Annotated in this window: 22 protein-coding genes; 3 read left to right on the top strand and 19 right to left on the bottom strand. The window is 65.4% G+C overall.

Annotated elements, in window-relative coordinates; all coding sequences use genetic code 11:
* Positions 1-102 precede the first annotated feature (102 nt).
* A complete protein-coding gene (tyrS, locus tag IWX78_RS14260) occupies positions 103-1,449 on the bottom strand; it encodes a tyrosine--tRNA ligase (RefSeq protein WP_196834289.1) in 1,347 nt (448 codons plus the stop codon).
* A 93-nt stretch (positions 1,450-1,542) separates the two neighbouring features.
* On the opposite strand from tyrS, the gene IWX78_RS14255 reads away from it, so the two are divergent.
* Both IWX78_RS14255 and IWX78_RS14250 read left to right on the top strand, forming a co-directional pair.
* Entirely contained in the window at positions 1,543-2,208 is a 666-nt protein-coding gene (locus tag IWX78_RS14255) for a DNA-binding protein (RefSeq protein ID WP_196834287.1), read from the top strand.
* A 23-nt stretch (positions 2,209-2,231) separates the two neighbouring features.
* On the top strand, positions 2,232-2,840 hold the full coding sequence (locus tag IWX78_RS14250) for a hypothetical protein (protein WP_196834285.1): 609 nt from the start codon (positions 2,232-2,234) through the stop codon (positions 2,838-2,840).
* A gap of 34 nt (positions 2,841-2,874) precedes the next feature.
* Here the strand turns inward: IWX78_RS14250 and IWX78_RS14245 are convergent, their stop codons facing one another.
* From IWX78_RS14245 to pnuC, 11 genes are all read right to left on the bottom strand, one after another.
* Positions 2,875-3,219, bottom strand: coding sequence for a VOC family protein (locus IWX78_RS14245; protein ID WP_196834283.1), 345 nt, complete (start codon positions 3,217-3,219; stop codon positions 2,875-2,877).
* Positions 3,220-3,251: 32 nt separating this feature from the next.
* On the bottom strand, positions 3,252-3,851 hold the full coding sequence (locus IWX78_RS14240; RefSeq protein ID WP_196834281.1) for a DNA-3-methyladenine glycosylase: 600 nt from the start codon (positions 3,849-3,851) through the stop codon (positions 3,252-3,254).
* Between the two features lie 6 nt (positions 3,852-3,857).
* A complete protein-coding gene (gene argH, locus IWX78_RS14235; RefSeq protein WP_196834279.1) occupies positions 3,858-5,288 on the bottom strand; it encodes an argininosuccinate lyase in 1,431 nt (476 codons plus the stop codon).
* Between the two features lie 3 nt (positions 5,289-5,291).
* Positions 5,292-6,491, bottom strand: coding sequence for an argininosuccinate synthase (locus IWX78_RS14230; protein WP_196834277.1), 1,200 nt, complete (start codon positions 6,489-6,491; stop codon positions 5,292-5,294).
* Positions 6,492-6,553: 62 nt separating this feature from the next.
* A complete protein-coding gene (gene argF / locus IWX78_RS14225; protein WP_196834275.1) occupies positions 6,554-7,477 on the bottom strand; it encodes an ornithine carbamoyltransferase in 924 nt (307 codons plus the stop codon).
* Positions 7,474-8,685, bottom strand: a complete 1,212-nt coding sequence (locus IWX78_RS14220) for an acetylornithine transaminase (RefSeq protein WP_196834273.1) — start codon at positions 8,683-8,685, stop codon at positions 7,474-7,476. Before IWX78_RS14220 ends, argF begins: the two co-directional genes overlap by 4 nt.
* On the bottom strand, positions 8,682-9,587 hold the full coding sequence (gene argB / locus IWX78_RS14215; protein ID WP_196834271.1) for an acetylglutamate kinase: 906 nt from the start codon (positions 9,585-9,587) through the stop codon (positions 8,682-8,684). The genes IWX78_RS14220 and argB overlap by 4 nt, the downstream gene beginning before the upstream one ends.
* Positions 9,588-9,590: 3 nt before the next feature.
* Positions 9,591-10,742 (bottom strand): bifunctional glutamate N-acetyltransferase/amino-acid acetyltransferase ArgJ, encoded by a 1,152-nt coding sequence (argJ, locus tag IWX78_RS14210; protein ID WP_196834269.1) that lies wholly within the window; start codon positions 10,740-10,742, stop codon positions 9,591-9,593.
* Positions 10,739-11,788 (bottom strand): N-acetyl-gamma-glutamyl-phosphate reductase, encoded by a 1,050-nt coding sequence (gene argC / locus IWX78_RS14205; protein ID WP_196834267.1) that lies wholly within the window; start codon positions 11,786-11,788, stop codon positions 10,739-10,741. The genes argJ and argC overlap by 4 nt, the downstream gene beginning before the upstream one ends.
* A 222-nt stretch (positions 11,789-12,010) precedes the next feature.
* Complete coding sequence (locus IWX78_RS14200) at positions 12,011-14,536, bottom strand: DEAD/DEAH box helicase (protein ID WP_196834265.1); 2,526 nt, start codon at positions 14,534-14,536, stop codon at positions 12,011-12,013.
* A gap of 135 nt (positions 14,537-14,671) precedes the next feature.
* Entirely contained in the window at positions 14,672-15,361 is a 690-nt protein-coding gene (gene pnuC / locus IWX78_RS14195) for a nicotinamide riboside transporter PnuC (protein ID WP_196834263.1), read from the bottom strand.
* A gap of 72 nt (positions 15,362-15,433) precedes the next feature.
* Between pnuC and IWX78_RS14190 the strand changes: the two genes are divergently transcribed.
* Positions 15,434-16,948, top strand: a complete 1,515-nt coding sequence (locus tag IWX78_RS14190) for an SDR family NAD(P)-dependent oxidoreductase (RefSeq protein ID WP_196834261.1) — start codon at positions 15,434-15,436, stop codon at positions 16,946-16,948.
* A gap of 233 nt (positions 16,949-17,181) precedes the next feature.
* On the opposite strand, the gene pheT is transcribed toward IWX78_RS14190, so the two are convergent.
* The 7 genes from pheT to IWX78_RS14155 all read right to left on the bottom strand — a co-directional run bounded on the left by pheT (position 17,182) and on the right by IWX78_RS14155 (position 25,108).
* Positions 17,182-19,707: a phenylalanine--tRNA ligase subunit beta gene (gene pheT, locus IWX78_RS14185; protein ID WP_196834259.1), complete on the bottom strand. Its 2,526-nt coding sequence runs from the start codon at positions 19,705-19,707 to the stop codon at positions 17,182-17,184.
* Complete coding sequence (gene pheS / locus IWX78_RS14180; protein WP_196834257.1) at positions 19,708-20,748, bottom strand: phenylalanine--tRNA ligase subunit alpha; 1,041 nt, start codon at positions 20,746-20,748, stop codon at positions 19,708-19,710. It lies immediately after the preceding gene.
* Between the two features lie 42 nt (positions 20,749-20,790).
* Positions 20,791-21,696 carry an amino acid ABC transporter permease gene (locus IWX78_RS14175; RefSeq protein WP_196834255.1) on the bottom strand — a complete coding sequence of 302 codons (906 nt, stop codon included), beginning with the start codon at positions 21,694-21,696 and terminating at the stop codon, positions 20,791-20,793.
* The gene (locus IWX78_RS14170; protein ID WP_196834253.1) at positions 21,693-22,340 is read right to left on the bottom strand and encodes an amino acid ABC transporter permease; all 648 of its coding nucleotides are present in this window, start codon (positions 22,338-22,340) and stop codon (positions 21,693-21,695) included. Before IWX78_RS14170 ends, IWX78_RS14175 begins: the two co-directional genes overlap by 4 nt.
* A gap of 86 nt (positions 22,341-22,426) precedes the next feature.
* Complete coding sequence (locus IWX78_RS14165) at positions 22,427-23,326, bottom strand: glutamate ABC transporter substrate-binding protein (protein WP_196834251.1); 900 nt, start codon at positions 23,324-23,326, stop codon at positions 22,427-22,429.
* A gap of 57 nt (positions 23,327-23,383) precedes the next feature.
* Complete coding sequence (locus tag IWX78_RS14160) at positions 23,384-24,211, bottom strand: amino acid ABC transporter ATP-binding protein (RefSeq protein ID WP_196834248.1); 828 nt, start codon at positions 24,209-24,211, stop codon at positions 23,384-23,386.
* Between the two features lie 87 nt (positions 24,212-24,298).
* Complete coding sequence (locus IWX78_RS14155) at positions 24,299-25,108, bottom strand: TrmH family RNA methyltransferase (protein ID WP_196834246.1); 810 nt, start codon at positions 25,106-25,108, stop codon at positions 24,299-24,301.
* Between the last annotated feature and the right edge of the window lie 31 nt (positions 25,109-25,139).

Here is a 25,139-nt window from a genome sequence, read left to right as displayed (position 1 = left end):
GCTGTTCCGCTCTGCCGCACCTTTGGGGTGACGAGTGATTACTTTACGCACATCCCGGATGCCCCGCAAATTGCGGTCGCACGCCGGGCGTGTCGCCCGATCTCAGGCGGGAAACACGCCGGCGAGGGTCTTCTTACCGCGCCTGAGGACCGCCACTCCCCCGGCGAGCGTGACGTCGAGCACGGCGGATTCACCATCGACTTTGGCGTTGTTCAGGTAGACGCCGCCCTGGGCGATCGCCCGCCTGGCTTCTCCGACACTCGACGTGAGCCCGGTGTCGACGAGAAGCTGCGTGATGAGTGTCCCCGACGGCGCGGTCGTGTGCGGCAGTTCCCGGAGCGCGGCGACGAGGGTGTCGGCGTCGAGGCTCTCCAGCTCCCCTTGCCCGAACAGGGCAGCGGACGCGGCGATCGCGGCATCCGTTGCTTCGGCGCCGTGCACGAGCGAGGTGACTTCCCAGGCCAACCGCTTCTGTGCCTCACGACGGAAGGGTTCACGCGCGACCGCGTCTTCGAGCTCACCGATCTCGGCACGTGTGAGGAAGGTGAAGACCTTCAGCCGAGCGATCACGTCGGCGTCGTCGGAGTTGAGCCAGAACTGGTAGAAGGCGTACGGGCTCGTCATCTCAGGGTTGAGCCAGACAGCGTTGCCCTCGCTCTTGCCGAACTTGGTGCCGTCGGCATTCGTGATGAGCGGGGTACCGATGGCGTGCGCACTTGTGCCCTCGGCCTTGTGGATCAGATCGGTGCCGCTGGTCAGGTTGCCCCACTGGTCACTGCCACCGGTCTGCAGCACACAGTCGTAGCTGCGGTACAGCTCGAGGAAGTCCATGCCCTGGAGCACTTGGTAGCTGAATTCGGTGTAGCTGATACCTGCGTCCGAGTTGAGGCGCGCGCTGACGGCATCCTTTTTGAGCATGGTGCCGACGCGGAAGTACTTGCCGACATCCCGGAGGAAGTCGATCGCAGAAAGCTGCCCTGTCCAGTCCAGGTTGTTGACCATGCGCGCGGCGTTGTCGCCCTCGAAGCTGAGAAACCGGGAGACCTGACCCTGGAGGTAACCGACCCATTCGGCCACGGTCTCCGGGGTGTTCAGTGTGCGCTCGGCGGTGGGCCGCGGGTCACCGATCAATCCGGTCGATCCCCCGACGAGTCCAAGCGGCTTGTGGCCGGCGAGCTGAAGTCGACGAAGTACGAGGATCTGCACGAGGTTGCCGAGGTGCAAGCTGGGTGCGGTCGGATCGAACCCGCAGTAGTAGGTGATCGGCGGGCCCGCCAGCAGTGTCTTGAGTTCAGCGGCATCGGTCGAGACGTGGACGAGCCCCCGCCACACGATCTCCTCCCAGATGTCCTCGAACGACGGGTCATTGGACTGGGCTTGAAGCGTGGGCTGGAACACGAGAGCAACAGTATCAGCGCGTGCCTGCCCCTTGAGAGACGTGCGGTTCATCGAATGTGAGCCCCTGCCCTCACTCTTGACCTACTTTAGGTTTTTACCTAATATTGATTGAGTTGGGTCTACAGCCTAAACCGAGAGGAAGCCATGTTCGTCATCACCGCCGACCAGATCGACAGCAGGAATCAGGCCGACCGGGTCGCGTCGACCCTGGATCGGCTGAACGCGCGAGAGGGGCCGTCTCTCGCGCTCCCCGCCGATCGGACCGCGGGTGACGAGATCCAGATGCTGCCAGACACAGCCGAGGACACGCTCCGGGTACTGCTCGAACTCTCGCGCGAGGAGTCCTGGAGCATCGGTGTCGGGGTCGGCCAGGCGAAGCTCCCACTCCCCCGCGCCACGAGGGAGGCCACCGGTGAGGCGTTCTTCGCGGCCCGGGATGCCGTCACTCGCGCGAAGAAGGCACCGACGCGGTTCGCGCTGACCCGCGCGGGCGACGACGGGGATGCCGAGAGCGGCAACGGCATCCGCGGATCGGACGTCGAGGCGCTCATCTCCCTGCTGCTCGTCCTCCGCGAACGGCGAACGGCCGGGGGCTGGGAACTGTACGACCTGCTCAGCTCGGGACTCACCCAGTCGGAATCGGCCGAGCGACTCGGAATCACGGCAGGCGCTGCCAGTTTGCGCGCCCGCGCGGCCGGCATCCGTGTCGAGCGGGCATCGTCTGAGGCCCTTGTTAGGCTTCTCGACACGATCAACCGCTCGGCGGATTCGGCTTTCACCGGTACCGCCGAGACAACACCGACCGACTGACGCGACGCGGCAAGGAGAAAACTGTGAGCCCGATCACCGGCGCACTGCCGATCACGCTCTACTGGGTGGCCGTGATCCTTCTGGCCGTCGGCTGCCTGGCGACGATCGGCATCGCGCACTGGCGTCGTCGCCACCGGATCATCACGATCGCCGCCGGGCTCCTCGCCGTGGATCTCGTACTTGTCTCGATTCCGTCTCCCGCATCGCCGCTCGGCGTCACTCTCGTCGTCGGTCTGCTCTCGCTCGCGATCGCCGTACTCGGCGGCGGGATCGCGACGAGTTACGTACTCAAACTCGCGACGCGCGGTCTCGTGCGCCCCGGTCTGTTCGGCGGCATCATCGTGACCGAACCGAGCCGCACAGCGAAGGGCGCCGTCCGGGCAACCGCCGGAGAACAGCACGAGGTGCTCCGCGGCGGGCGGACAATCGGTTACCTGGAACGGTTCGCTGTCGCCAGCACGCTGATGGCCGGCTTTCCCGAAGCCATCGCCGTCATCATCGCGATCAAAGGCGTCGGTCGCTTCACCGAGCTCGAAGCTCCCGAAGCGCGTGAGCGCTTCATCATCGGCACATTCGCCAGCCTGGTCTGGGCGGGGTCGAGCGCTGCGCTGTTCCATTTCGCGTTGAGCTGAGCAACGCCGCAGCACCACTCCGGCCCGAGCGCGATCACTCGGTCGAGTCGAACAACCCCACGATGTTGCCCTCGCTATCGGAGAAGTACGCGTAACGGTCGGTGTCGGTAAGCGTTTGGATCTCACCGATCCGCTTGCCGCCGTGAGCCTCGACGAGAGCCAGCGTCGCATCGATGTCGTCCACGCTGATCACCACGGTGGGATGTGGCACCACGTTTCGTTTGTGGATGTCGCCACCGATGCCGCCGGCATCCGGTTTGTCGATCATCGTGTTCTCAGCATCCCAGTCGGTCATCGACCAGCCGAAGATCATTCCGTAGAACGCCTTCGCTCGGTCCATGTCATCAGCGGGGATCTCGAAATGCTCTACGATAGCCATGCTCTCAGCCAACCGCGCCCGATCGGTTCCGGTCAAGCCTTTGGATGCTTCTTGTACGGCGAGACACTCGGCTCTCCCGGAATCCAGAATCGCCACGGCAACTCCGCTCCCCCGGCGAGGCCGGTTCGCGGCCCGGTCGCGTGCTCGACGGACGTGGTCGTACCCTCGAGGGAGAACGGCGCAGCGAACAGGTCGCTTCCGTCATCGGTGAGGCTGATACCGAGGGCGACGACGAGTCGGGCGGGCCCCTGCGCGAGATCACGGTCGCTCTTCGAGGTGACGCGGCGGCTCCGCGCGAGGTCGATCCCTTCAACCACGTCACCGGCCCGGATCAGGCACCCGGATGCTTCGCCATCTGGCGAGCAGACGACGTTCGCGCAGACGTGCATCCCATAGGTGAAGTAACAGTACAGATGTCCTGGCTCGCCGAACATGCTCGCGTTGCGCGCGGTCTTTCCGCGGAACGCGTGCGAACCCGGATCAACGCCCTGCCCTACGTAAGCCTCGACCTCGGTGATGCGCACCGCGACGGTTCCGGCATCCGTCGTGTGGCTGAGCACCGCGCCGAGCAACGTCGGCGCGACCTCGAGCGACGGACGCTCGAGGAACGCCCGGTCGATGCGGCCGGTCACCGCGGCTCAGCCCGCAAGCGCCTGAGACAGGTGGCGGACCCGCGTGGTGAGCGCGATCCGCTGTTCGGCGACACGTTCGGGCGCTGTGCCGCCTGCGCCTGTGCGCGACCCGATCGAACCGGCGACGGTGAGGACCTCTCGCACCGCCGGTGCCAGGTGAGGCGACAGGGCGGCCAGGTCGGCATCGGATGGCTCGTGAAGCTCGAGGTCGCGCTCTTCACAGTGGCGAACGAGTTCACCGGAGATCTCATGAGCGTCACGGAACGAGACGCCCTGCTTGACCAGCCACTCGGCCACATCGGTGGCGAGGGAGAATCCCTGAGGGGCCAGCTCAGCCATCCGCTCGGTGTTGAAACGCAGGGTGGCGACCATCCCGGTGAACGCGGGTAGCAGAACTTCGAGCTGCTCGACGGTGTCGAAGACCGGCTCCTTGTCTTCCTGCAGGTCACGGTTGTAGGCGAGCGGCAGCCCTTTGAGCGTCGCAAGCAGGCCGGTGAGATTGCCGATGAGCCGCCCCGCTTTACCGCGAGCCAGCTCAGCAATGTCCGGGTTCTTCTTTTGCGGCATGATGCTCGAACCTGTCGAATAGCCGTCGTCGAGCGTGACGAAGTCGAACTCACGCGTGTTCCAGAGAATGATCTCCTCGGCGAAGCGCGACAGGTTGATCCCCATCATCGCCGTGACGAACGCGAACTCGGCGACGACATCGCGGCTGGCGGTCGCATCGATCGAGTTCTCGGTCGGGCGATCGAGCCCGAGTTCGGATGCCACGAGCTGGGGATCGAGACCGAGCGAGCTCCCGGCGAGAGCGCCTGAGCCGTACGGTGACACGGATGCCCGCTTCGTCCAGTCGGCGAGACGTTCCAGGTCACGGACGAGCGGCCAGGCATGAGCGAGCAGGTGGTGCGCGAGCAACACCGGCTGGGCGTGCTGCAGGTGGGTGCGCCCTGGCATCGGAGCGTCGCCGTGCGCCTCGGCCTGCGAGGCGATCGCGTCGATGAGCTGCACGACGAGATGACCGATGAGCCGGGAGTGATCCAGCAGGTACAGCCGCACCAGCGTCGCGATCTGGTCGTTGCGGCTGCGGCCGGCGCGGAGCTTGCCACCGAGATCGACACCGGCGCGTTCGATGAGCCCGCGCTCGAGTGCGGAGTGCACGTCTTCATCGGACTCCGCCGCAGTGAACTCCCCAGATGCCACGTCGGCGTCGAGGCGGTCGAGCGCATCCAGCATCGCGACGAGCTCGGGTTCGGCAAGGTAGCCGGCAGCCGCGAGCGCTTTCGCGTGCGCCCTCGAACCGGCGATGTCATACGCCGCCAGCTGCCAGTCGAACTGGGTCGACTTGCTCAGCCGAGAGAGCTCGGGTGACGGACCCGTCGCAAAGCGGCCGCCCCAGAGTGCGCCGGCTTCTTTCGCCCGATTCGCGTCACCCGACATGCTCTACTCCTGACCGGCGTCGCGGCGGGCCGAGATCTTGCTCGGCAGCGACCACAGCTCGATGAACCCCTTGGCCAGCGACTGGTCGAAGGTGTCACCGGTGTCGTAGGTGGCGAGGTTGAAGTCGTAGAGGCTCGAGTCACTGCGCCGGCCGGTGACGACAGCGCTTCCGGCGTGCAGCTTGAGGCGGATGTCACCGGAGACGTGCTTCTGCGTCTCGTCGATGAACACATCGAGGGCCTTCTTCAGACCGGAGAACCAGAGACCGTCGTAGACCAGCTCTGCCCACTTCGATTCGACGGTGCGCTTGTAGCGCGCGAGGTCGCGCTCGATCGTCATGTTCTCGAGTTCTTCATGAGCGGTGATCAGGGCGATGCCGGCCGGGGATTCGTACACCTCACGGCTCTTGATTCCAACGAGGCGGTCCTCGACGATGTCGATGCGCCCGACACCCTGGTCGCCGGCGATCCGGTTCATGAGCTCGACGGCCTGCAGCGGCGTGATCGATGTGCCGTCGTATGCGACGGGGATGCCCTGGTCGAATGTGATGACGACCTCGGTCGGCGCACCGGCATCCGCGGGGTTCTTCGTGTAGGTGTAGAGGTCCTCGACCGGGGCGTTCCACGGGTCTTCGAGGAATCCGGTCTCGACCGCGCGGCCCCAGACATTCTGGTCGATGGAGTACGGGCTCTTTTTCGACTGGGCGATCGGCAGGTTGTGCTGCTCCGCGTAGATGATCGCCTTGTCGCGGGTGAGCGCAAGGTCGCGTACAGGAGCGATGCTCGTGAGGTCGGGAGCGAGCGCAGCGACGGCCGCCTCGAACCGGACCTGGTCGTTGCCCTTGCCGGTGCAGCCGTGGGCGACGCTGTTGGCGCCGAGCTCCTTTGCCGTCGACGCCAGGTACTTGGCGATGAGCGGACGGCTCAGAGCAGACACGAGCGGGTAGCGCTTCTGGTACAGGGCGTTCGCCTTGAGTGCCGGCATGAGGTAGTCGCTGGCGAACTCCTCACGGGCGTCGACGACGACGGACTCCACTGCACCGCAGTCGAGTGCGCGCTGGCGGATGACCTCCATGTCTTCGCCCTCCTGGCCGACGTCGATCGCGAGCGCGACGACCTCCTTGCCTGTGGCATCCTTCAACCAGCCGATTCCCACCGAGGTGTCGAGGCCGCCCGAGTATGCGAGTACGACGCGTTCCGCCATGAAGATCTTCTCCTTGATTTGCAGTGATTTTTAAGTGTAGTGATGTGCCGCGGGGGCGGATGTCAGGCGCGTTCGAGCAACCAGACGAGCAGCGCCTTCTGGGCGTGGAGGCGGTTCTCTGCCTCGTCCCAGACGATGGACTGCGGTCCGTCGATGACGTCTGCCGTGACCTCGAAGCCGCGGTCAGCCGGGAGGCAGTGCATGAAGAGGGCATCCGGCTGAGCCAGCCCCATCATTGTGGCATCGACCCTGTATGGGCCGAGAACGGCGACACGAGCGGCCTTCTCTTCTTCTTTGCCCATCGACACCCAGGTATCGGTGACGAGGATGTCGCACCCCCGCGCTGCCTCGCGGGCATCGGCGAACAGGGCGACGGACCCACCGGTGGTCGCCGCGATCGCGGTGGCATCCGCGACGACGGTGGGGTTCGGTGTGAAGCCTTCGGGCGACGCGATTCGCACGTGCATGCCGGCGGTAGTGCCTGCCAGCAGGTAGGACTGGGCCATGTTGCAGGCGCCGTCTCCGACGAAGGTGAGCGTAAGGCCGGCCAGGTCGCCCTTGTGCTCACGGATGGTGAGGAGGTCCGCGAGCAGCTGACACGGGTGAAATTCGTCAGACAGTGCATTGACGACGGGAATCGTCGTGCCCTGTGCCATCTCTTCCAGGCCGGCCTGACCGTAGGTGCGCCAGACGATCGCAGCGACCTGGCGCTCGAGAACGCGCGCGGTGTCTGCTGCCGTTTCTTTGCCGCCGAGCTGGCTCGAGGCCGTGGAGATGATGAGAGGAACACCGCCGAGGTCGGCAATGCCGACGGCGAACGACACCCGGGTACGGGTCGATGACTTGTCGAAGATGACCGCGACAGTCTGCGGGCCCTCGAGGGGGCGCCGCGAGAAACGGTCCTTCTTCAGCTCGAGAGCGAGGTCGAGGATCTCGGACTGCTCGGTAGGGCTGAGGTCGTCGTCGCGCAGAAAGTGTCTGGTCACTGGATTCCTTCGTTCGGGGAGCCGCCCGGCGCGAGAGCGGCGAGGGCGGCACGGAAGCGCTGCTCGAAGAGCTGCAGCTCGTCGTCTCCGACGATGAGCGGCGGCGCGAGCCTGATGGTGTGCGGGTTGGGCGCGTTGATGATGAGTCCGACGTCGAGCGCGGCGCGCACAAGGTCGTTTGCCACCGGCCTGCTCAGGCCGATGCCGAGGAGGAGACCCCGGCCTCTCACCTCGGTGATAAGCGGCGAGCCGATCCCGAGCACGAGCTCGCGGAGCTGCTCACCGCGCACGCGCGCATTGTCGACGAGACCGGCATCCTCGATCTCCGCGAGCACAGCATTGGCTGTCGCCGTCGCGAGCGGATTGCCACTGAACGTACTGCCGTGCTTCCCCGGCGTGAAGAGATCGGATGCCGCGCCAAAGGTCACGAGAGCACCGATCGGGAAACCGCCGCCCATGCCCTTCGCGAGAGTGATGGCATCCGGAACGATACCCTCGCGCTGGTAGGCGAACCAGTACCCGGTCCGACCGGTGCCGGTCTGGATCTCGTCGAGGATGAGAAGGGCGCCGTGCCGGGTGGCGAGGTCTCGCGCCCGGGTGAGGTAACCGTCCGGGAGCTCGATCACCCCGGCCTCGCCCTTGATCGGCTCCACGATCACGGCGGCCACGGTATCGTCCATCGCTGCCTCGAGGGCTTCGATCGTGCTGTCGATGTGCTCGACACCAGCTGGGAGCGGAGCGAAGTCCTCCTGGATCGACGGTTTGCCGGTGAGGGCAAGCGCCCCCATGGTACGTCCGTGGAACGAGTTGTGAAGGGCGAGGATCCGCGTACGACGCCCCCCACCGTTGTTCAGCCGCGCAAGTTTGAACGCTGCCTCGTTGGCTTCGGCACCCGAGTTGGCGAAGTACACCCGCCCGCTCGTCCCTGCACCGCTGAGGCGCTTCAGCCTGGCCGCGAGTTCGAGCTGCGGAGGGCTGACAAAGTAGTTCGAGATGTGGATGAGTTCAGCAGCCTGCTTCGAGATCGCTGCGACCATCGCCGGGTGAGCGTGCCCGAGCGCGTTGACGGCGATGCCGCCGAGGAAGTCGAGGTATTCCACACCGTCGGCGTCCCAGACGCTGCAGCCCGCACCCCGCACGAGGAGCGCTTGTGGTTCACCGAAGACGCGCATCATGTCTGCGGATGACTGCGTGTGCCATTCGGTCATGCTGCGTCCTCCACAACCTGGGTTCCGATGCCTCGCTGGGTGAAGACCTCGAGCAGGATCGAATGTTCGAGCCGACCGTCGATGATGGCCGCGTTGAGCACGCCTCCGTCGACGGCTTCGAGGCAGGCCGTCATCTTGGGGATCATCCCGGATTCGAGAGACGGCAGCAGGTCGCGCAGCTCGGTCGTCGTGATGACCGAGACGAGCGACTCGCGATTCGGCCAGTCGCTGTACAGCCCGGCCACGTCGGTGAGGATGAGGAACTTGTCGGCATCGAGGGCGACGGCAAGGGCGGATGCCGCTGCGTCTGCGTTCACGTTGAGCACCTGACCGGGTGCGTCACCGTCGGGGGCGATAGACGAGATCACCGGGATACGGCCCGCGTCGATGGCCGCGTGGATGGCGTGCGGATCGACGGAGACGACGTCACCGACGAGTCCGAGGTCGACGGTTTCTCCGTCGACCTCGACGCCGCGGCGCTGGCCGGTGAACAGGCCGGAGTCCTCACCGCTGAAACCGATGGCGAAGTCGCCGTGCTCGTTGATGAGGGCGACCAGGTGCTGATTCACTTCTCCACGGAGCACGTCGCGGACGACGGTCATGGCTTCGGGAGTGGTCACCCGGTAGCCGCCTCGGAACTCGCTGGCGATGCCGAGCTCGGTGAGCCGGGCGGAGATCTGCGGTCCGCCGCCGTGCACGACAACCGGTTTCAGACCCGCGTGGCGGAGGAAAACCATGTCTTCGGCGAACGCGCTGGTCAATTCGGGGCTGACCATGGCGTTTCCGCCGAACTTCACGACGACGATGGCGCCGTGGTAGCGCTTGAGCCAGGGCAACGCCTCGATGAGCACGGAGGCCTTCGCTATCGCGTCGGCAGTGGATGCGGGGATGACTGTTGGCATGATCTAACTCGAGTACGCGCTGTTCTCATGCACGTAGTCGTGCGTGAGGTCGTTGGTCAGGATGGTGGCGGACTGCTGGCCTTCGTGCAGGTCGATGAGCACGTGGACCGCCCGTCCGGTGAGGTCGACGAGGTCGCGGGACTGATCGGGAGCGCCGGCGTGGCAGACCCGGATGCCGTTCATCGACACGTCGACCGCGTACGGGTCGAACGGCGCAGACGTCGTGCCGATCGCCGCGAGAACGCGGCCCCAGTTGGGATCGTTGCCGAAAACGGCGGCTTTGAACAGGTTGTTGCGGGCGACGGAGCGACCGACTTCGACCGCGTCGTCCTCGGTCACTGCTCCGACGACCTCGATGGTGATGTCGTGTGAGGCGCCTTCGGCATCCGCCTGCAGCTGGCGCGCCAGATCGAGGCAGATCTCCCGAAGTCCGGCAGCGAACGCGTCGGCATGCGGCTCGACGCCGGATGCGCCAGAGGCGAGAACCGTGACCTGGTCATTGGTCGACATGCAGCCGTCCGAGTCGAGGCGGTCGAAGCTGACCCGGGTGGCGGAGCGCAGAGCACGGTCAAGCTGGTCCGAGGCGAGGTTGGCGTCCGTGGTCAGCACGACAAGCATGGTGGCGAGCCCTGGTGCGAGCATTCCCGCGCCCTTGGCCATTCCGCCGATCACCCAGCCGTCGCCCTCGAAGACGGCGGTTTTCGGGTGGCTGTCTGTGGTGAGGATCGCGTCGGCGGCATCCGCACCGCCGTCAGCGCTGAGCTGGGCGGCGACGGTGGAGACGCCCGGCAGCAGCTTCTCGCGGTCGAGCTGTTCTCCGATGAGTCCTGTGGAGCACACGAGCACATCGCCCGCTGAAACACCGAGCACCTCTGCGACGGCCTCTGCTGTCGCGTGGGTGGTCTGGAAACCTTCGGAGCCGGTGAAGCAGTTGGCTCCCCCCGAGTTGAGAACGATCGCCGACACCGTTCCGTCGGCGATGACCTGCTTCGACCAGATGATGGGGTTGGCGAGAGCGCGGTTGCTCGTGAAGACGGCGGCAGCGGCAGCGCGCGGTCCACGGTTGACGACGAGGGCGAGGTCCTTGCCGCCTGACGCCTTGAGACCGACGGCGATGCCCGCTGCTTCGAATCCCTGTGCTGCTGTCACGGTCATGGTGCGACTCCGTTCACCGGAAGGCCGGTTGACTCCTCGAGACCGAGGGCGATGTTGGCGGACTGGATGGCGGCACCGGCGGTGCCCTTGGCGAGGTTGTCGACCGCGGTGACGATCACGACGCGGCCGGCGGCCTCGTCGACGGCGAGTCCCATGAGCATGGTGTTTGCTCCGAGCACGTCGGCGGTGCGTGGGAACTCACCGGCCGGGAGCAGTTGGACGAAGGTTTCGCGGTCGTAGGCGTCGTACCAGGCGGCACGGACGGCATCCGCGCTGGTCCCAGGAACGATACGCGCGGTCGAGGTGGCGAGAATCCCGCGCGACATCGGCACGAGCACCGGGGTGAACGAAATGCTCACTTCTGTCGCCCCCGCGCCGCGCAGCCCCTGGACGATCTCGGGGATGTGCCTGTGGGTGCCCCCGACGGCATACGGATTCGCCGAGCCGAGGATTTCTGCGGCAAGCAGGTTGGTCTTGAGCGCCTTGCCTGCACCGGAAGGCCCGACAGCGAGAACGGACACGATGTCTGTCGCCTCGATGACGCCGGCGGCGATGCCGGGAGCGAGTGACAGGGCAACGGTGCTTGCGTTGCAGCCGGGGGCAGCGATCCGTTTTGCGCCGACGAGGTTGTCGCGCTGTCGGGCACCACCCGGTCCGACGATCAGTTCGGGCACGCCGTACGGCCAGTACCCGAAGTAGTCGCCGCCGTAGAAGGCGGCCCAGGCCTCTTCGCTTGTGAGCCTGTGGTCTGCCCCGCAGTCGACGACGAGGGTCGCCGGGTCCAGGCCAGCGGTGACCTCACCGGATTTGCCGTGCGGCAGCGCCAGAAAGACGACGTCGTGACCGGCGAGGTTCTCGGGTGTGGTCTCGGTGAGGGTGAGGTGCGCGAGGGAGCGCAGGTGTGGCTGGACGGATGCCAGTGGTTGCCCGGCGTTGGAGTGCGCGGTGACCGTGCGGATGTCGAAGTCGGGGTGCGCTGCGAGCAGTCGCAGCAGCTCGCCCCCCGCATAACCGGATGCTCCGGCTACGGCTACAGAGAAAGACATGGCTCTACCTTAATGAGAATGACGATCGGGGAGAGGTTGGCGGCGCTTCTCGGAACCGTGCCCTGCACAGTTCGCCCAGCGTCGCCTATCGTCGCTCTGAGGTGTTACGGCGTCGACGCAGTGCGCACGGGGCGATGCCCTGTGCGGAAACACTGATGTTCGAGGTAGCCATTCCCCGACTGTAGCGGGTTGCCGGCGGCATCCGCGAATCGGGCCAGGACGCTAGAGCGCGTTGACCCCGGTGACGGTGACGACGGCGACACCCTGCTCATCGGATTCTGCCAGGTCGATTTCGGCGCTGAATCCCCAGTCGTGATCACCGGCCGGATCGTCGAAGATCTGGCGCGCTGTCCATATCGGGCCGCTCTCGTCGAGGATCAGCAGAGCTGAACTGCGCGCGTCCGGGCCGGTGAGGATCTGGTCGTGCTGCCCGAAGTAGGGGTCGAGAGAGTCCGCCCAACGATCGGCATCGAGTCCGGATGCCGCGTCGAGCTCACCGAGGGCGTCGTAATCCTCGAGGGCGGCGAGTTGCACGCGCCGGAAGAGTTCATTGCGGACGAGGATGCGGAAAGCGCGCACATTGCCGCTGAGCCGCTTCGGTGCCGGCGGCACGATGTCGTGTGCGTGTTCGGCGTGCTTCTGCGCATCGGGGTGGCTGAGCTCCTCCCACTCGTCGAGAAGGCTCGAGTCCACCTGCCGAACCAGTTCACCAAGCCACTCGATGAGGTCAAGGAGGTCCTCGGTCTTCGCGTCGTCCGGAATGGTCTGCCGCGCAGCCCGATAGGCGTCGGACAGGTAACGGAGCACGACGCCCTCGGAGCGGGCGAGCTTGTAGAAGGCGATGAACTCGCCGAACGACATGGCGCGCTCGTACATGTCACGCACGACGGACTTGGGGTTGAGGTCGAAGTCGCGGATCCACGGCTGGGCGGCGCTGTAGGTCTCGAAGGTCACAGTGAGGAGTTCGTCGAGCGGTTTCGGGTGGGTGACCTGCTCGAGGAGTTCCATCCGCTGGTCGTATTCGATCCCCTCGGACTTCATTGCGGCAACGGCTTCTCCTCGGGCGAGGAACTGCTGCTGGCTGAGCACGGCACGCGGGTCATCGAGCGTGGCCTCGACGATGGAGACCATGTCGAGCGAGTAGCTCGGATCTTCGGGGTCGAGCAGATCGAATGCGGCGAGAGCGAACGGCGAGAGCGGCTGGTTGAGGGCGAAGTTCGGCTGCAGGTCGACGGTGAGCCGGATGGTTCCGTCTGCCGACTGCTCGACGATCCCCGACTCGCGCAGGGTGCGGTAGATGCCAAGGGCGCGGCGAGCGAGCTCGAGCTGGCGTGTGAACGGTTCGTGGTTGTCGAAGACGAGGTCGTGTACGTGCCGGTAGACGTCTCCCCCACGGCCGATCACGTTGATGAGCATCGCCGAGGTGATCTGCATGCTCGACGTCAGCGTCTCGGGTTCAGCGGCGACGATGCGCTGGAATGACGGTTCGCCCCACGAGACAAAGCCATCCGGTGCCTTCCTGCGGATGATCTTGCGTTTCTTCTTGGGGTCGTCCCCCGCCTTCTTGATGGCGTTGAGGTTCTCGGTCTCGTGCTCAGGCGCCTGCACGACGACGGTGCCTGCGGTGTCGAAGCCTGCGCGACCGGCACGTCCAGCGATCTGGTGGAACTCCCGCGCCTTGAGCTGGCGCATCTTCGTTCCGTCGTACTTGGTCAGCGCGGTGAACAGCACGGTGCGGATCGGAACGTTGATTCCGACACCGAGCGTGTCTGTGCCGCAGATGACGCGCAGGTAGCCGCGCTGGGCGAGTTGCTCGACGAGGCGCCGGTACTTCGGCAACATGCCGGCGTGGTGCACGCCGATCCCGGCGCGGATCAGCCGGGAGAGGGTCTTGCCGAAGCTCGTCGTGAACCGGAATTCGCCGATCAGTTCGGCAATGGCATCCCGTTGCTCGCGGGTCGCTACCTTCATGCTCGACATCGACTGAGCGCGCTCCATCGCGGCGGCCTGCGAGAAATGCACGATGTAGACCGGGGCCTGGCCAGTGGTGAGCAGCTCATCGACGGTCTCGTGAATCGGCGTGGTCTCGTAGTAGAAGTGCAGCGGCACCGGGCGTTCGACCCCGGTGACCAGCGCGGTCTCCCGACCGGTACGCCTCGAGAGGTCTTCGGCGAGCGCCGTCACGTCGCCGAGGGTCGCCGACATGAGCACGAACTGCACACGCGGCAGGCTGAGCAACGGGACCTGCCAGGCCCAACCGCGCTCGGGGTCCGCGTAGAAGTGGAACTCGTCCATCACCACCTGATCGACTTCAGTATCGTCCCCGTTGCGGAGCGCGAGGTTGGCGAGGATCTCGGCTGTGCAGCAGATGATCGGGGCGTCGGCGTTCACCGAGGAGTCCCCGGTCATCATTCCGACGTTCGCTGCACCGAAGATGTCGACGAGCGCGAAGAACTTCTCGCTCACGAGGGCCTTGATCGGCGCTGTGTAAAAGCTGCGTTTGCCGGCGACAAGGGCTGAGTAGTGCGCGCCGACGGCAACAAGAGACTTGCCGGTGCCCGTCGGGGTACTGAGGATCAGGTTTTGCCCCGAGACGATCTCGATGAGCGCTTCGTCCTGTGCCGGGTACATCCGGATGCCTGTGGACGTGACCCACTCGCTGAACGCTTCGTAGACGGCATCCGGTTCGACGCTGTCGCCGAGGGTAGCGCGGAGGGCGTGCGGGTCCAGCGTCGGCGTGAGTGTCATGGTCCTTCGATCATGCCCTACTGGGCTGCGTGCCCATTGCGCGTGCCGAGGCCGAAAGCATCCGTTCCGGTCGAAAGCACCCGGCGTGCCTGGAGCCCTTGTCAGGAGCGGATGCCCTCGCGACGCCAGGCAGGGTCAGCGCTTCACCGTCGGGTCGGGGAATGTCGTCTCGATCGTCAATGAGTTCTTCTTCTGCACGCGCATCCAGATGATGAACCCGACGAGGGTGAAGCCACCGTAGAAGAGGTAGAGCACGGCAGAGGCGTAGTAGCCCGCGCTGATCAGCAGCGGCACCCCGACGATATCGACGGCGATCCAGATCAGCCAGAATTCCACCCAGCCCTTCGCCATGCCGTAGGTGGCGAGGAGCGAACCCATGAAGATCCACGCGTCTGCCCACACCGGTTCGAACGAGCCGAGGGCGCGGAACAGTGGTGTGAGAGCGAGTGTTCCGACGACGAGACCGAGCCCGAGCAGCACGCGCACCCTGTTGGACGCCCAGTGCGGGGTGACCGCGGTGTTGGTGGTCGATTTCTTCGCTTGAGACCACTGCACCCAACCGTAGATGGACACGATGATGAACATCACCTGCCGGCCGGCCTGACCGAGCAGGTTGACCGGGTTGGGTGTGCCGAAGACAGCGCCGAGGAACACGGTGAAGAGCAGCACGTTGCCGACGATCCCGACCGGCCACGCCCACACCTTGCGGCGCATCCCGCCGACGGCGCTGAGGATGCCGAAGACGTTCCCGACGATCTCGCGCCAGAGGATCGTCTGCGTGCCGATCACCAGTTGCGCGTCGAACAACCACTCGATCGGATTCATGGGAACATCCTTCCACTCCGCCCTCTCCGGTGCGCGGCGACTTCGCATGGATGCTCCGGTAGAATCGCCCAAATGACCGCCGCCACTTCAGAACCCGCTTCCCCCGGCGACGGGATCGACCCCACCGACCTCGAGACCACGCTGCGTGTCCTCGCCGCGATGAACGCCATCGACGAGGAACACCCGGACTACGTCACCGTGCGCCGCGCGACCGCCGCCATGTTCAAGGCGGTGAAGCGCACCCGCAGGCGCGAACTGCGCGACACGATCGCCAACGCAGACAAGGCGGTCATCGCTGCGACGGCCACCGGGGCATCCGATCGGATCGATGACGAGACGCGCGGCATACCGCTCGCGACGACGACTGAGGCTCCGACCGCAGGCGAGTTGCTCAAGCCACGCAACTGCTACATCTGCAAGCAGCCGTACACCCAGGTCGACGCGTTCTACCACCAGCTCTGCCCGGATTGTGCTCGATTCAGCCACAGCAAGCGTGACGCCCGCACGGATCTCACCGGCAAGCGTGCACTGCTCACCGGTGGCCGGGCAAAGATCGGCATGTATATCGCCCTGCGACTGCTGCGCGACGGCGCGCACACGACCATCACGACGCGGTTCCCGCGGGATGCCGTTCGCCGGTTCGCGTCGCTGCCCGACTCCGGGGACTGGCTGCACCGTCTGCGTGTGGTGGGTATCGACCTGCGTGACCCTGCCCAGGTGATCGGGCTCGCCGATTCGGTCGCTGCGCAGGGGCCCCTCGACATCCTCATCAACAACGCCGCCCAGACGGTGCGCCGCTCCCCCGGCTCGTACTCGCTGCTGGCGGATGCCGAACTGCAGCCGCTGCCCGACGGCCCGCTCCCCGAGATGGAGACCTTCGGGCACACCGCCGACCAGCATCCTGAAGCTCTCGCGGCATCTGTGGCGGCGCATCCGCTGCTCTCGGTCGCCTCCCTCGCCGGGACTGTGGCCGAAGCCGGGTCGCCCGCTCTGACAGCGGCAGACCTGGCGAACCTGGCAATGGCGCCGGGCTCGTCGTCTCTCGCGAAGCACGCGGACGGTTCAGCGATCGACGCCGGCGGACTCGTGCCCGACCTGCAGACGACCAACAGCTGGGTGCAGAACGTCGAGCACGTCGACCCGCTCGAGATGCTCGAAGTGCAGCTCTGCAACACGACGGCGCCGTTCCTGCTGATCAGTCGTCTGCGCCCGTCCATGGCTGCGTCGTCAGCGCACCGCAAGTACGTGGTGAACGTCTCAGCCATGGAGGGGCAGTTCTCGCGTCGATACAAGGGGCCGGGGCATCCGCACACGAACATGGCCAAGGCCGCGCTCAACATGCTGACACGCACGAGTGCCGGTGAGATGCTCGAGAAGGACGGCATCCTCATGACCGCTGTCGACACCGGCTGGATCACCGACGAGCGCCCGCACCCGACGAAGGTGCGGCTGGCCGAGGAGGGCTTCCACGCCCCGCTCGACCTCGTCGACGGCGCTGCTCGGGTCTACGACCCGATTGTGCGAGGCGAGGCCGGCGAGGACCTCTACGGCTGCTTCCTCAAGGACTATCAGCCCGGCGCCTGGTAGCCCTCCGCGCCCGGGAGTTGCTGCCGCTTCAAATTCAGGAGATTCTGCCGACACGCCGTGGTGAGAGCGCTCCCGTACGGCGCGTCGCACACGAACTCCTGAATTTGGAGCAGTCTCCTGAATTTGGAGCAGTCTCCTGAATTTGCAGCAGTCTCCTGAATTTGCAGCACGGGTTGCTCGGGCAGCGCTTGCTCGACCGGGCGGGCGGATGCCGTCGGGCGGCTCGCTGGGGGTCAGTCGCGGATGACCGCCCCGAACCGTTCGGCAGCAAGCGCGTACCCGGCGAGCTTCGCGTCTGACGCTTCGGCCGCGGTCAGTGTCCGGTCGTCGGCACGGAACCGCAACGCAAACGTGAGGCTTTTCGCCTCAGCGTCGATCCCCTGCCCCCGGTAGTCATCCACCAGACGGATGTCTTCGAGCAAGTCTCCTGCTCCTTCGCGCACGGCAGTGAGCACGGCCGCCGCCGGCGTCGTGCGGGGCACAACGATCGACAGGTCCTGGGTGGCCGCAGGCAGCGCACGGATGGGACGCGCCTGCAGCTCGGCCGCCGTCGCAGCGATGAGCGCGTCGAGGTCGAGTTCGGCGACGGCGACAACGCGGGGCAGATCGGCCTCGGCGGCAACGGTCGGCAACAACTCGCCGGCGTAGCCGATGACGGTTCCTCCGATTCGCAGCTCGGCTGTGCGGCCGGGGTGCAGCGCCTTGTGACTGCCCTGCACGACGTCGATCTCGGCACCGGTCGCCCAGGCGATCCGCTTCACGGCGTCAAGCGCATCGGCGATCCCCGAAGCCACGACCGGCTGGCCGGGCTGCTTGGCAATGGTGTTGCCGAGGAACAGGACTGCGGCGTGCCGCGGCTGTGGCGGAATGCCCGCGTTGAGCACGGCGAGCTGTTCGGCGCTCGGGCGCTCGACACCCGAAGGCAGCTCTGCGGACCCGTAGGCCACACCGGCCTCCGGCGTGAAGACGAGACCGATCTCGAACAGCGACAGGTCGACGAGGCCACGTGACAGGTTGCGCCTTGCGGCCTCGATGAGGCCGGGCAGCAGTGTGGTGCGGAGGAACGGGGCACTGGCATCCAGCGCGTTCGCGACCTTCACAGCGGCAACAGGGCCATCGACCGGCGACCCGTACAGGTCGTTGGCTGCTGCGGGCAGGAACGGGAACGCCACGATCTCGGTCGACCCGGCGGCGGCGAGTGAGTCAGCAACCGTGCGGCGGATCCGCTGTTCGCGGGTGAGCCCGCGTCCGGCAGGTGCAACAGGCAGCACGGACGGGATGCGATCGTAGCCGACGATGCGCGCTACTTCTTCGGCGAGATCGGACTTGTCGGTGATGTCGGGACGCCAGGTCGGAGGGGTGACCAGCAGCCCGCCGTCGGCGTCGGCCGTCGATGCACCGATCTCCTGCAGTGAGTTCCGGATCTCGTCGTCGGTGTAATCCACGCCGATGAGGGTGGACACATATCCCGTCGGAAGCTCGATCGGTTCCGGCGTCGCCGGGTCTCCGACCAGTCCGGCGACGGCATCCGCTGTGCCACCGGCCAGTGAGACCAGCAGCTCGGCGACGCGGGCGGTCGCCGCTGTGGCAATCACCGGGTCGACACCGCGCTCGAACCGACGAGACGCCTCGCTCGGCAGTTTGTGTCTGCGGGCGGTGCGCGCGATCGACACCGGGTCGAAGTTGGCTGCCTCGATCAGCACGTTCGTCGTTGTCTCGCTCATCTCGGTGAGAGCACCGCCCATGACGCCGCCGATGCCGATGGCGCCTGAGCCGTCGGTGATGAGCAGGTCCTCACGATCGAGGGTGCGCGTCTGGCCGTCGAGGGTCTCGATGGTCTCGGTCGGTACCGCACGGCGAACGACGATCCCACCGGTGAGTTTGTCGAGGTCATAGCCGTGCATCGGCTGTCCGAGTTCGAGCATCACGTAGTTGGTGATGTCGACGAGCAGCGAAATCGAGCGGATGCCGGCGAGCTTCAGCCGCGACACCATCCACGGTGGGGTCGGACGGGAGGCGTCGACCCCGCGCACGATGCGGGTCGAGAACAGCCGGACGCCCTGCTGGCCCCGGATCGGGTCGCGGTCGTCGAAGGCGACGGGGAAGCCGTCACCGATCGGAGTGTCGAGCTCGGGTCGGGTTGCCGGGTCACGGAACGCGGCACCGGTGGCGTGGGAGTACTCGCGTGCCACTCCGCGGATGGAGAACGCGTAGCCCCGATCGGGGGTGACGTTGATCTCGACGGCGGCGTCGTCGAGACCGAGCAGCGCGATGGCATCCGTTCCCACTTCGGCGTCGACGCCGAGCGTCGACAGGCGCAGGATGCCGTCGTGCTCATCACCGAGTCCGAGTTCGCGGGTGGAGGCGATCATGCCGTCGGAAACGTGGCCGTACGTCTTGCGGGCGGCGATCGGGAACGGGCCGGGCAGTACAGCGCCCGGCAGCGTCACGACGACCTTGTCACCGACGTAGAAGTTGTCTGCTCCACAGACGATGCCGTGAACGGAGGGTCCGCCGTCGGCAGCGGTCTCGCCGTCGGGAGCGACGCGGACCTGGCACCAGCGGATCGTCTTGCCGTTCTTCTGCGGTTCCTCGACAAATTCGAGGACCTCACCGACGACGACAGGACCGGTGACGTCGAAGGTGTGTACGTCTTCTTCTTCCAGACCCACGGAGACGAGCGCTGCATGAACGTTCTCGGTCGTCGTTCCAGGCGCAAGGTCGACGTATTCGGCCAGCCAGCTGAGCGGGACCCGCATTTAAACCACCATTCCAAACTGCTGCGAGAAGCGGACGTCGCCCTCGACCATTTCTCGCATGTCCTGCACGTCGTTGCGGAGCATCAGGCCGCGCTCGATGCCCATGCCGAACGCGAATCCGGAGTAGACCTCGGGGTCGATTCCCGCTGCGCGGAGCACATTGGGGTTGACCATGCCGCAGCCGCCCCATTCGATCCACCGTGGACCGTGTTTGAACGTCGGGTGCCAGAAGTCGAGTTCGGCGCTCGGCTCGGTGAACGGGAAGTAGCTCGGACGCAGGCGGATCTTCGCCTCATCGCCGAAGATCGACTTCACGAAGTGGTCGAGCGTGCCCTTGAGGTGCGCCATGGTCAGGCCCTTATCGACGGCGAGGCCCTCGAACTGCATGAACACGGGCAGGTGCGTCGCGTCGAATTCGTCGGTTCGGTAGACCCGACCGGGAGCCAGAACATATACCGGCAACTCGCGGTCCAGCATCGAGCGGACCTGCACCGGCGACGTGTGCGTACGCAGCACGAGGTGCGACTCGGGCGGGTCGACAAAGAAGGTGTCCTGCATCGCCCGAGCGGGGTGGTCTGCGTCGAAGTTGAGTGCGTCGAAGTTGAACCATTCGCTCTCAACCTCCGGCCCCTCGGCGATCTCCCAACCCATGCCGGTGAAGACATCGCACACCCGGTCTTGCAGAAGAGTGAGCGGATGCCGTGCGCCGGCCCGGTAACGGCTGGGCAGTGCGGTGACGTCGACGGCTTCTGCCTCGAGTTGTGCAGCGTTCTCGGCGTCGAGGATCTCCTGCTCCCGAGCAGCGAAGGCGGCGTTCACACGGCCGCGCGCCTGGCCGACGAGTTTGCCGAGTGCGGCCTTCTGGTCGGGCGCGACAGCGCGGAGCGTGCCGTTGAGCTTTGCCAGGGGCGACGACTCCCCGGTGTGCTCGGTGCGGACCTGTTTGAGGGCGGAGGAGTCGGCTGCAGAGACGATGGCCTCGAGCGCCGCCTCCACCGCAGCGTTCACGGTGGCTTCGGAAATGTGGGGAGAGTCAGACACGGTCCCCAAGTCTACCGAGTGGCGCGGTGCCCTTCTGCAGCGCTACTGAATCGGTGCCGCTCCGCCCATCTGCTGGCCGATGAACGGTGCCTTCCCCGATTCGAGGTTCTCATCGTCGCCACCTGTGGGCTTAGCAATCCGCGGGCTGCGACGGGTCCGGATCTCGACCCATTTCGCGACGGCGGCCAGGATGAGACACAGCAGGATGTAGATCGTGCCGAAGAGAATTGTGGCGGGGATGATGGGCGAGCCGTACGTGACCTGAGCTCCATAGAACTTCGCGAGGTACAGGAGTTCCTGGAAGGTGACGATGAAACCGAGTGCCGTGTCCTTGAGAACCACGACCAGCTGCGAGATGATCACAGGCATCATTGCCCGGATCGCCTGAGGGAAGAGGATCAGCGACATCACACCGCTCTTGCGCAGACCGAGCGCGTAGCCCGCCTCTTTCTGGCCACTCGGCAATGACTCGACACCGGCGCGGAAGATCTCGGCCAGGACGGAACCGTTGTACAGCGTGAGGCCGGTGACGACGGCGACGAGCGGCGTGACGAACGTCACTCCCAGCGGCGGGAGCCCGTAGTACATGATCATCATCAGAATCAGAACCGGGATGGCACGGAACAGCTCGATGAACCAGGTTGCCGGGATTCGGATCCAGGCGTGCTCCGAAAGTCGGCCGACGGCAAGAACGAAGCCGAGCACCAGGCTCAGCACAGCGGCGAGACCGAATGCCGTCAGCGTCGCTATCAGCGCTTCGAGCACCTTCTGCTGCACCAGCGGGAACGTGAAGAGTCGCCACTTCGCAGCGGAGAACTGACCGGTCTGCGCGAGCTGGTAGACCACGAACCCGAGCCCGATCGCAATGACCAGGATGGTGAGGACTCCGAGAATCCGGTGTCGGCGGATGGCCCGCGGGCCGGGGGCGTCATACAGAACGCTGCTCATCGGAGGACCCTCCATCGACGTTCGAGGTAGCGCTGGAGCCAGGACAGGAGCCCGACGAGAAGAACAAAGATCAGAGCGACCCAGAGCAGCACCACGATGGCGGGTTCTCCCCGTTCGGACAGGTTCGCCCGGATGGTCCCCGCCTCAGCCACAGAGAACCCGGCAGCGACGGTGGTGTTCTTCAGGAGGGCGATGAACACGCTCATCATCGGCGGAATGACTGCACGGAACGCCTGGGGCATGATCACAAGCGACATGGTCGGTCCGAATGGAAGACCGATGGCGCGGGCAGCCTCTGCCTGGCCCACCGGAACGGTGTTGAAGCCGGAACGCAGCACCTCGGCGACGTAAGTTGCCGTGTAAATACTCAGGGCGATGATCGCCAGGTTCGTGTATCCCGGGTTGGGAAGGTCAAGCTTGGGGTAGCCGAACGCGAAGAAGAACATCAGCAGCGTCAGCGGGGTATTGCGGATGAGGTTGACGTACACGGTACCGACGCCCCGCATGATCGGCACGGGGGCGACACGCATCGCGCCCACCACCGTGCCGATCAACAGGGCGAAGATCGAGGAGAAGAAGAACAGGATCAGCGTGTTGCGAAATCCCGAGATGAAGAGGTCGATGTTGTTGATCAGGGTATCCACCTGAGTTCACCTTCTTCCCTGTGTCTAGTGTGATTCGGAGTGCAGGCCTGAGGGCGGGGAGTCCTCCCCGCCCTCAGGTTGCGGGTTTAGTAGGCGTCGACCTCGGGCTGTTCGACCTCGGTACCTGACAGGCCCAGCGTGGCGTCGTAGATGCCCTGCCAGGTGTCTCCACCTTCGGTGAACATGTCGTTGATGAACGCGCGGAGCGCGTCATCGCCGAGGGGCAGGCCAACACCGTAACGCTCTTCGGTGAAGGGCTCGCCGACAACCTTCAGGTTGTCCGGGTCCTGTGCGGCGTAGCCGATGAGAATGGCTGCGTCTGTGGTGACAGCATCCACCGAGCCGTCGTTGAGGGCTTCGACGCACTGTGAGTACGTGTCGAATTCCTCGGTGTCGGTGTCGGGGAAGTTGTCCTTGATGTTCTGGATCGGCGTCGAGCCGGTCGCGGAACAGACCGTCGTGCCAGCGAGGTCGTCTTCGCTCGTGATGTCTTCGTTGTCGGCAGCGACGAGGATTCCCTGGCCCGTGATGAAGTACGGTCCGGCGAAGTCGATCTGATCTTTGCGTTCGTCAGTGATCGAGTAGGTGCCGACGTAGTAGTCGATGTCACCATTTACGATCGATGCCTCGCGGTTAGCGCTCGGAATGGCTACGAACTCGATGTCGTCTTCGGCGAAGCCGAGCGATGCAGCAATCCACCGTGCGATGTCGATGTCGAATCCGGTGCGCTCACCGGTTGCGGCGTCGAGGTAGCCCAGCCCTGGCTGGTCTTCCTTCACGCCGATCTTGACCGAACCGCGTTCCGTCATGGCATCAAACGTCGGGCTGCCTTCGAGGTCGACATCCGTCGCTACCTCGAAGAGCTCGCCGCTCGATTCGCCCTCTTCCGGAGCGGGTGATCCTGGTTCTTCCGTGCCCCCGGCACACCCGGTCAGAACGAGCGCCGCGGCTGCTGTGGCGGCGAGAAGCGTCAATCTCTTCTTCATGTGATTTCCTTTCTCCGTGAGGCCGGCGGACCGGACCTCGATCTGCTGGTGCAGTCTTTAGTGCGAGAGCAACTTCGACAGGAAGTCTTTCGCACGGTCGCTCTTGGGCGTCTTGAAGAACTCTTCGGGAGTCGCCTCTTCGACGATCTCGCCGTCGGCCATGAACACGACGCGGTCGGCGGCTTTTCGCGCGAAGCCCATCTCGTGAGTCACCACGACCATCGTCATTCCCTCGGCAGCGAGCTGAACCATCACGTCGAGAACCTCGTTGATCATCTCCGGGTCCAGTGCGCTGGTCGGCTCGTCGAAAAGCATGACCTTGGGCTTCATCGCAAGTGCGCGAGCGATTGCGACGCGCTGCTGCTGGCCTCCAGAGAGTTGAGCGGGCATCTTGTTGGCCTGCTGTGCAACGCCGACCCGCTCCAGCAGCACCATCGCTGCCTTCTCGGCATCGGCCTTGCTCTGCCCGCGAACCTTGATGGGTCCGAGTGTGACGTTCTGAAGGATCGTTTTGTGAGCGAACAGATTGAACGACTGGAAGACCATTCCGACGTCGGCCCGAAGCTCGGCCAGTTGCTTTCCCTCTTCAGGAAGCTTCTTGCCATCGATCCGGATCTCACCCTTGCTGATGGTTTCCAGCCGGTTGATCGTGCGGCAGAGCGTTGATTTACCCGACCCGGATGGTCCGATGACAACGACGACCTCGCCCTTGGTCACGGTGAGGTTGATGTCTTTCAGCGCCTGAAAATCGCCGAAGAACTTTTCTACATTCTCCACGACGACGAGAGGCTCGCCCTGGGCGGCGACGATCGGATTGCTTGTCGTCTCGTACCGAGGGCGGCTTCGCTCAGGGGCCGACGGTTCATCGTGCTCGTTCGACTGCATGGAATCTAACGTAGGGGACTCAGTGTTTCCGGCGCATGACGGACCTGTCCCCGTTACTCAGTTGTAACCAAGACACCGGGAACGAACTCAGACCGTCTCGGCGCGCTGTGCGAACGCGGATTCGTACAGGCAAACGGATGCTGCCGTCGCGAGATTCATCGACTCCGCGTGACCATAAATAGGCACCATGATCGCGGCATCCGCCAGCGGAAGCTGCTCGTCACTGAGGCCGTGCGCTTCGTTGCCGAACAGCCACGCTGTCGGCTGCACGAGTTCACCTGAGGTGCGCGCGTCGAGGAGGCTCTCCCCCTTCACGTCGGCGGCGAGGACGCGAAGGCCGGCGGCGCGGGCCCGCTCGATGACGGCCGGAAGCTCGACTCCGACTGCGATCGGCAGGTGGAAGAGCGAACCGGTTGTCGACCGGACAACCTTGGGGTTATAGAGGTCGACGGTACGTCCGGTCAGGATGACGGCATCCGCCCCTGCGCTGTCAGCGGCCCGGATGATGGTGCCGAGATTGCCCGGATCACGCACCTCTTCGAGAATGGCGATGAGTCGGGGGCCGGCGGCGAAGATATCTTTCATCGATGTCGGGAACTGGTGGGCGACCGCGATGAAGCCCTGCGGCGTCACCGTGTCGCTCATCACGTTGAGCACCTCTTCGGTGACGAACTCGACGTCGACGCCGGCATCAACGGCAGCCTGTGCGATCTCGGTGTACCGCTCCAGGGCGGTCGGCGTCGCGTACAGCTCGACGAGCACCTGGGGCCGGAAGGTCAGAGCCTCGGAGACCGCCTGAGGACCCTCGAGGAGAAACAGGCCGGTCTCGGCGCGGGCGGGTCGTTTGGCGAGCTTGGCGACCGATCGGACGCGCGGAGAACGGGGGTTATCGAGCACGCCCCCAGTCTAGGGGCGGGTGCCTCAGCGA

The organism is Mycetocola sp. CAN_C7 (genome assembly GCF_015752285.1).
Classification (GTDB): Bacteria; Actinomycetota; Actinomycetes; order Actinomycetales; family Microbacteriaceae; genus Mycetocola_A.
This window is presented reverse-complemented; position numbering and strand designations above follow the sequence as displayed.